Annotated in this window: 7 protein-coding genes; 4 read left to right on the top strand and 3 right to left on the bottom strand. The window is 63.5% G+C overall.

Going from position 1 to position 7,724, the window contains the following annotated elements:
* The first annotated feature begins 23 nt into the window (after positions 1-23).
* Positions 24-1,508, top strand: a complete 1,485-nt coding sequence (locus PMI35_RS01380; RefSeq protein ID WP_008066159.1) for an ATP-binding protein — start codon at positions 24-26, stop codon at positions 1,506-1,508.
* Here PMI35_RS01380 and PMI35_RS01375 read toward each other — a convergent pair.
* Positions 1,473-4,277 (bottom strand): ATP-binding protein, encoded by a 2,805-nt coding sequence (locus tag PMI35_RS01375; protein ID WP_008066160.1) that lies wholly within the window; start codon positions 4,275-4,277, stop codon positions 1,473-1,475. The genes PMI35_RS01380 and PMI35_RS01375 overlap by 36 nt on opposite strands.
* Positions 4,278-4,586: 309 nt before the next feature.
* Between PMI35_RS01375 and PMI35_RS01370 the strand changes: the two genes are divergently transcribed.
* Entirely contained in the window at positions 4,587-5,162 is a 576-nt protein-coding gene (locus PMI35_RS01370) for a flavodoxin family protein (RefSeq protein ID WP_008066161.1), read from the top strand.
* Between the two features lie 32 nt (positions 5,163-5,194).
* Entirely contained in the window at positions 5,195-6,019 is an 825-nt protein-coding gene (locus PMI35_RS01365; RefSeq protein ID WP_008066162.1) for an alpha/beta fold hydrolase, read from the top strand.
* Positions 6,020-6,059: 40 nt separating this feature from the next.
* Here the strand turns inward: PMI35_RS01365 and PMI35_RS01360 are convergent, their stop codons facing one another.
* Positions 6,060-6,491, bottom strand: coding sequence for a helix-turn-helix domain-containing protein (locus PMI35_RS01360; RefSeq protein ID WP_008066163.1), 432 nt, complete (start codon positions 6,489-6,491; stop codon positions 6,060-6,062).
* A gap of 155 nt (positions 6,492-6,646) precedes the next feature.
* On the opposite strand from PMI35_RS01360, the gene PMI35_RS01355 reads away from it, so the two are divergent.
* Positions 6,647-7,567, top strand: a complete 921-nt coding sequence (locus PMI35_RS01355) for a LysR family transcriptional regulator (protein ID WP_008066164.1) — start codon at positions 6,647-6,649, stop codon at positions 7,565-7,567.
* Here the strand turns inward: PMI35_RS01355 and PMI35_RS35585 are convergent.
* On the bottom strand, positions 7,536-7,724 hold a 189-nt coding region (locus PMI35_RS35585), incomplete at its 5' end, for a hypothetical protein (protein WP_238543215.1). The two genes, PMI35_RS01355 and PMI35_RS35585, sit on opposite strands and share 32 nt — an antisense overlap.

Genomic DNA, 7,724 nt, shown 5'->3' on the forward strand with positions numbered 1-7,724 from the left:
AGGTTTCCAGCGGGTGAACGTGGATGAACAGCCTTACAAACCCAACCAGCGACGCGGTGCTGCACTTCGGTCCCTACGCGTTTCACCTCCATCAACGATTGGTGTTGGCAGGTGATCAACCGTTGCGCCTGGGCGGTCGCGCGTTGGATATCTTGCAGATGCTGCTCGAGCATGCAGGCTCGGTGGTCAGCAAGGGCGAACTGATTGCCCGGGTCTGGCCGAGGTCGGTGGTCGAGGAAATCAACTTGCGGGTGCACATTGCTGCCCTGCGTCGAGCCTTTCGTGACGGACAGGACGGGCATTGCTACATCGCCACTGTCCCTGAGCGTGGCTACAGCTTTGTCGCGCCGGTGCGCCAGGCGATGGAGCTTATGCCTCTGGCCAGCGACGCCGTTGCGCCCCCTCCACACAACCTGCCGGCGCGACTCACGCCCGTCACCGGTCGCGATGCCATCGTTGGCAGCCTGGTGCGGCAGTTGCCGGTGCGCCGTTGCATGACCCTGGTCGGGCCCTGTGGCATCGGCAAGACAACCGTTGCCCTGCGAGTCGCCGAATTGCTGTTGCAGCACTATCGCGATGGCGTGTGGCGGGTGGATCTGGCGATGATCGATGACCCGGCGCAGCTGGTCGATCATCTGATGCGCACCTTGCAGTTGGGCATCGGCACGCCCCTGGATGCGTTGGGACGATGGCATGCATTGCTGGTTTTCGACAATTGCGAACACTTGCTTGAAAGCTGTAGGTCACTGGTCGAGGCGCTCCTGACGTCAGCACCCCATCTGTCGATTCTGGTCACCAGCCGTGAACCGCTGCGGGTCAGCGACGAAACACTCCTGTCGTTGCCGCCGTTGCTGGTACCACCGGCGTCCGCATTGTGTAGCCTCGATGAGTTCATGGGCTATTCGGCGGTGCAGTTGTTCGTCAGCCGTGCCCGGGCCCGTCAGCAAGGATTTGCCCTGCGTGAGCAGGACCTCAAGGCCGTGCGCGAAATCTGTCGGCGACTCGATGGTTTGCCCTTGGCCATTGAGCTGGCGGCGGCGCAGATCGATGCGCTGGCGCTGGTGGGAATGCAAGCGCAACTGGATAACTGCTTTCAGATGCTGACCCAGGGGCGACGCACGGCAGTCCCGCGGCACCAGACCCTGAAGGCGGCCCTGGACTGGAGCTATGAGCGGCTGACACCCATGGAGCAAACGGTGTTGCAGCGTCTGGCGGTGTTCAAGTCGGCGTTCACAATGGATGCGGCGATGGGCGTGATCAGTTGCGCGATGCTGCCGCCGTCCAGTCTGGCCGGCGTCATGGAAGGCCTGGCGCACAAATCGCTGCTGTCGCTGGAGCCCGTGCGCGGTGTGACGCGCTATCGCTTCCTCAACACGACACGCTGCTATGCCCTGGAAAAACTCGAACAGAGCGGGGCCTTGCGCACCTTCGAAATGCGTTATGCCGGCTACGTCAGTCACACCCGCCGACCTTCAGCCAGGCAGGTGAGCCTGCAGCTCGCCGAGTAACCGCTGCACAGCGACCAGGTCCGGCGTGGCATGGCCTTCGGTAAACCGCTGGTAGATCGGCGACAGCAGCTCCCGGGCTTGCCGGTAGCGGCCCTGACGCTGCCAAAGCCGCGCCAGCGAGGTGGCGCTGCGCAGCTCCCAGGCCAGGGCACCCTGGGCTTTCGCCACGTTGAGCGCCTTGATCAACAGGGTCTCGGCGGCACAGTTTTTCACCGGGCACTCGGCAGCCAGCAATGCATTGGCCCTGGCCCGCAGAATCTCCGCGGTGCTCCAGCCCGCCGCGCCGGTCTCGGCGCGTTGCAGCAAATCGTCATCGACGAAGCCGCTGTCGAGGGTGACCATGATTTCCTTGATCAAACCCACACCCGGACGAGGCAGCGCAGGGGCGTCGGCACTGTCGATGACCTGCGCATAGTGTCGCGCCCAGGTGTAGAACAGCAGTACCGAGTGTTTCTGCGCTTGTTCCAGCAACAGGCGCAAGAGTTCGCGAGCGGTTTGGCAGTCGCCGTTGTAATGGGCGATCAGGCAGCCCGACAGCGCCAGGGTGTAGCAGATCGAGGTGCCATGGTTGATCTGCAGCGCAACGTCCAGCGCCTGCCGGGCCGTACGCCAGGCTTGCTCGGGTTGGCCCTGGACCCAGAGGATGCGGGCCAGGATGGTCAGGGCCGCCACGCTCTGGTCGTACTGCACGCCAAACCCGTGGGTGAAGCGGTTGAGATGGCCGCTGTGGGCCATGCGCTGGATCACCTCTTCGGCGTTCATCCGCGCCCGTTGCTGATCGCCGGCAAAGTGCAGGGTCAGCACGCGCAGGCGATGGGTGCTCAGGGACAGCGCCGCGTCGCGGTGCAGCCCCAGTCGGTCGAATTGCTCGCTTTGTTCCAGGGCCATTTGATAGTGGCCGCAACTGAGGTTGACCGCCAGGTGCCCGGAAACGGCGCGCAATTGTCCGGCCACGTCGTTGCACTGATTGGCCAGGGCCCGGGCGCTGACGAAGGCTTCGATGGTTTCTGCCGTGCCGCCCTGGGCGTGGTAACAGGTGCTGCCCAGGGCCAGTTTCAGCAGCATTTTCAGTTGTGGGCAGGGTTCTGGCGCTGCATCGAGCAGCGTCAGGGCCTTGCGCACATAACCGCCGTACTCGTTGAGCAGCGACAGTTCCTGCCACAGCGGCGTGGACGTCGCGGTCAGGCGGATGGCCAGCGCGTGCGGCCCTGACGCGGACAGCCCCCAGTCGAGCGCCGCACGGATGTCTTGCAAGCCGCGGGCATAACGCTCGATCCACTGGCCGGTGGGAATCTGTTCCCAGTCGTTCTGCGCCTGCTGCATCAGGGCCAGGCAGCGCTGGGCGTGGCGGTCGCGGGTGGCGGGCAGTTCAGCACTCTGTTCGAGCTTTTCAAGGGCATAACTGCGGGTGGTGTCGAGCAGGCGGTAGAACACCTCTTCGTCACCGACGTCGACGTTCAGCAGCGACTTGGCCACCAGTTGCGTGATCGAGCCAAACACCTCGCGCGGTTCAATGTGTTCGCCAACGATCACCGCCGCTGCCGATTCCAGGGTGAAGCCACCGCGAAAGATGCCCAGTCGACGCAGGCAGGTCTGTTCGCAGGCATTGAGCAGGTTGAAGCTCCAGTCCAGCGTCGTGCGCAGGGTCTGGTGCCGGCCCAGGGTGGTCTGGCTGCTGTGGGTGAGCAGACGAAAACGTTCCTGCAATTGCGTCAGCAAACCCTGCAGGCCGAGGTTCGCGACTTGCGCGGCCGCCAGTTCCAGGGCCAGCGGAATGCCGTCCAGGCGCCGGCAGATATCGATCACCAGCGGCAATTGGGCGTCGGTCAGTTCAAAGTTGTCGTGGTTGGCCATGGCCCGCTCGACAAACAGCTGCAGCGCGGAAAAACCCAGGGCCTGGGCGCGGTCCAGCACGGCGATGGGCGGGGGGCAGTCCAGTGATTCCAGGCGCTGCACGAATTCGCCTTCGGCGCGCAGGCTCTCGCGGCTGGTGGCCAGGATATGCACCTGCGGCGCGCCACGCAGCAGGCTCTCACACAACAGCGCCACGCTGTCGATCAGGTGTTCGCAGTTGTCGATCACCAGCAGCATATGCCGTTCGCGCAGGAACGTGGCGAGGCTGTTCATCGGTTCGCTGTCGTGCAGGGACAGTTCCAGCGCTGCCGCCAGGTGACCGCTGATCATTTCCGGATCGTTGATCGGCGTCAGGTCCAGCAGGCGGATGCCGTCGCGGTAGCGGCCGATCAGTTGCTCGGCAACGCGCAGGGCGACGGTGGTCTTGCCGATGCCGCCGGGGCCGACGAGGGTGATGAAGCGCTGGCGCGGCAGTTGCGCCACCAGATTATCGACCAGCACCTGGCGGCCGATCAGGCGGGTGCGGCGCAAGGGCAGGTTGTGGCCACTCGACGCAACGGCATCGCTGTGTGGACCTTGCCCGCTGTGCCCCAGCGAACACGGCGCAACAAAGCTGTAGCCACGCTGGGCCACGGTGACGATGTAGCGCTGGCCGGCCTGACCGTCGCCGAGGGCCTTGCGCAGGGCGGCCATGTGCACCCGCAGGTTGATCTCTTCCACCACGCTGTCGGGCCAGACTTGCGCCATCAGGTGTTGCTTGCTGACCACCTTCCCGGCGTGTTCCAGCAGGATCAACAGGATGTCCATGGCACGTCGGCCCAGGCGCAGGGGCCGCTCGGATTCCATCACCAGACGTTGTCCGGGGTAGATCCTGTAGGGGCCGAAATGCACAGCCTGTTCGGGGGCGAGGGTCAACGGGTCACTCCTGTCTGCATGCGTCTGGAACGCGCTTTTCGAGCATATTCCTCAGGTTTTTGCCGCCGTGCAATGCGCTGCGCGGGTGACTGTTGTTCAAGTGCATTGAATGTTGAGTATCAGGTAAAGCCGGGCGCCCCGTGAACATTGGTCGGGGACGCGGTAAACCGTTCCGTCGGGACTTTTGGCGCGCCAGGGAAAATTAACAACGTTTAACTCGTCGTGCGTCCGGTCTACGCCCAAAACTCTGCCTCTTCAACTTCCACCGGTCGTGTGGAAGCCAGCTCACGCCCACAAAGGACGCCGGAAATGAGCAACGTGGTGGTGGTCTATCACAGCGGTTACGGGCACACCCGGGTCATGGCCGAAGCCGTGGCCCAGGGCGTGCAACGGCACGTGGGCAGCACCTGCCGGCTCATTGCCGTCGAAGATGTGGACGAACACTGGGCGTATTTGCACCACGCCGACGCGATCATTTTCGGTGCCCCGACCTACATGGGTAGCGCTTCGGCGGCCTTCAAGGCCTTCATGGAGGCCACGGCGGCGTTCTACCTGGCGCAACCGTGGCGCGACAAACTGGCGGCCGGCTTTACCAATTCCGGCTGCCTGTGCGGCGACAAACTCAACACCTTGCTGCAGATGGCGGTGTTCGCCGCCCAGCATTCGATGATCTGGGTTGGCCTCGACCTGCTGCCCGCACGCTCCGCCACGGGCGTGTTCGACGGGCAAATGAACCGGCTGGGCAGTTCGTTGGGCGTCATGGCCCAGTCGAATGTCGAACAGTCCCCCGACCTGGCACCGCCCGCCGAGGACCGTTGCACCGCGGCACACCTGGGCGAGCGCGTGGCGCGGCTGGCCGAACGAATGGGCCGCGCATCCGATTGATTTACTCAAACCCCACGTAAGGAGCACGCCCCATGAGTACGTTCACCACCCGCGACGGCACCGAGATTTATTTCAAGGACTGGGGGACCGGTCAGCCGATCGTCTTCAGTCACGGTTGGCCGCTCAATGCCGACAGTTGGGAATCGCAGATGCTGTTCCTGGCCGGCCAGGGTTACCGCGTCATTGCCCACGACCGCCGTGGGCATGGCCGTTCCAGCCAGCCATGGTTCGGCAACGACATGGACACCTACGCCGATGACCTGGCACAACTGATCGACCACCTGGACTTGCACAACGTCGTGCTGTTCGGCTTCTCCACCGGTGGCGGCGAAGTGGCGCGCTACATCGGTCGTCACGGCACCGCACGGGTGGCCAAGGCCGGGCTGATTTCCTCGGTGCCGCCGCTGATGCTCAGGACCGACGCCAATCCCGGCGGCCTGCCGATCGAAGTGTTCGACGGCATTCGCCAGGCTTCGCTGGTGGATCGCTCGCAGCTGTACAAGGACCTCGCCAGCGGCCCGTTCTTCGGCTTCAACCAACCTGGTGCCACGCCGTCCCAGGGCATGATCGACTGGTTCTGGATGCAGGGCATGACCGCCGGCCACAAGAACGCCTACGACTGCATCAAGGCGTTCTCGGAAACCGACTTCACCGAAGACCTGAAGAAGTTCGACGTGCCGACGCTGGTGGTGCACGGCGACGCCGACCAGGTGGTGCCGATCGAGGCGGCGGGCATCGCTTCAGCAGGATTGGTGAAGGGTTCGCAGCTGAAGATCTACCCCGGTGCGCCCCATGGCTTGACCGACACCCACAAGGATCAGCTCAACGCCGATCTGCTGGCTTTCCTCAAGGGTTGATGTGCGTCGGCGATGGCGTCCGTAAGGTCGCCATCGCCGGCTACTGCGGGGTTGTTTGTGCGGGTGAGGTGGGGAGGGCGCGTACTGTGCGGCAACGCCAGGCAAACGGATTGATGCCTTCGCTGCGGGTGAACATGTGGCAGAAGTGCGCCTGGTCGCAGAAGCCGCATTCGAGGCTGATCTGCGTCAGGCTCAGGTCGGTGTGCTGGATCAGCTGCTTGGCCCGGGCGATGCGTTGCTGGCGGATCCATTCCTGGGGCGAACAACCGGTGCTGCATTTGAACGCCCGGGAGAAATGACTGCGCGACAACGAACAGGCCTCGGCCAGTTCGATCACTTGCAGGGTTTCGCCGAGGCGCTCGAGGATCAGTCGCTTGACCAACCGTTCACGCTGCGGGCTGAGGCCGCTGGTGCTTTTGCCTTGTGTTTGCGCGACTGCCGCGCGGGCGGCGCTTTGCTGCAACTGAGCCATGGCGAATGTCCGTGTCGGTAGGCTTCATTCTTGAACTCCAGGGCTCTGGCGTGCGAGTTAAACGTTGTTAATTCCTCGTCCGGGGCGGGCAGTCTTGGGTAAAGTCAGACACAATCTGCCTCGCGCCTGGCTCAACACAAAAAGGAACCGTGCCTATGAACCGTAACGATCTGCGCCGCGTCGACATGAACCTGCTGGTGATTTTCGAAGCCTTGATGTTCGAGAAGAACCTGACCCGCGTTGCGGAAAAACTGTTCATGGGCCAGCCGGCCGTGAGTGCGGCCCTGGGGCGGTTGCGCGATCTGTTCGACGACCCCTTGCTGTTGCGCAACGGTAGAAGCATGGAGCCGACGGCGCGGGCAGTGGCGATTCTCAAGGAGCTGCAACCGGCGATGGACACCATTTCCGGCGCGGTCAGTCGGGCCAAGGAGTTCGATCCGGCGACCAGTTGTGATGTGTTTCGCATTGGCCTGTCGGACGATGCCGAGTTCGGTTTGTTTCCGCCACTGCTGAGCAAGCTGCAGGAAGAAGCGCCGGGTATTGTCGTGGTCGTACGCCGGGCCAATTACCTGTTGATGCCGGCCTTGCTGGCGTCGGGGGAGATCTCCGTGGGCGTCAGCTACACCACCGACCTGCCGGCCAATGCCAAGCGCAAGAAGCTGCGGGATATTCCCTGCAAGGTGCTGCGCGGTGACAAGCGACCGGGGACGCTGACCCTGGATGAGTACTGTGCGCGTCCCCATGCGATGGTCTCGTTTTCCGGGGACCTGAGCGGCAATATCGACCTGGATCTGGCGAAGGTTGGCCGCACCCGCCGCGTGGTGTTGGGGGTGCCGCAGTTCAGTGGTTTGCGCGCGTTGCTCGCCGGCACCGAGATGATTGCCACGGTGCCCGATTATGCGGCTTGCGCGTTGGTGGAGGGGTGTGGGTTGCGGGCTGAAGATCCGCCGTTCGAGATTGCGGCGGCGCAGTTGTCGATGGCGTGGAGCGGGGTGCATGACAATGATCCGGCGGAGCGATGGTTGCGGTCGCGGATCAGTCAGTTCATGTCTGAGCCTTTGTCGGTGTTGGCTTGACCTTGGCGGCCTGGTAGCCGACCAGGTTCTTTGGTGGTTTGAGTACATATCCGTTGCTGCGGTAACGGCGGCTTATGGTTTCGCCCTTACGGCGAGTCCCTTTTGTCAAACGCCACAAAAGGAACCAAAAAGTCTTGCCCCAGCGTCCGGCCCCTCG

The organism is Pseudomonas sp. GM78, assembly GCF_000282475.1.
GTDB lineage: Bacteria > Pseudomonadota > Gammaproteobacteria > Pseudomonadales > Pseudomonadaceae > Aquipseudomonas.

What these genes read in the sequence shown, in the direction of transcription:
- PMI35_RS01365 (WP_008066162.1), top strand. Translation starts at nt 5,195, where the DNA reads ATGAGTACGTTCACCACCCGCGACGGCACCGAGATTTATTTCAAGGAC.
- PMI35_RS01380 (WP_008066159.1), top strand. Translation starts at nt 24, where the DNA reads ATGAACAGCCTTACAAACCCAACCAGCGACGCGGTGCTGCACTTCGGT.
- PMI35_RS01370 (WP_008066161.1), top strand. Translation starts at nt 4,587, where the DNA reads ATGAGCAACGTGGTGGTGGTCTATCACAGCGGTTACGGGCACACCCGG.
- PMI35_RS01360 (WP_008066163.1), bottom strand. Translation starts at nt 6,491, where the DNA reads ATGGCTCAGTTGCAGCAAAGCGCCGCCCGCGCGGCAGTCGCGCAAACA.
- PMI35_RS01355 (WP_008066164.1), top strand. Translation starts at nt 6,647, where the DNA reads ATGAACCGTAACGATCTGCGCCGCGTCGACATGAACCTGCTGGTGATT.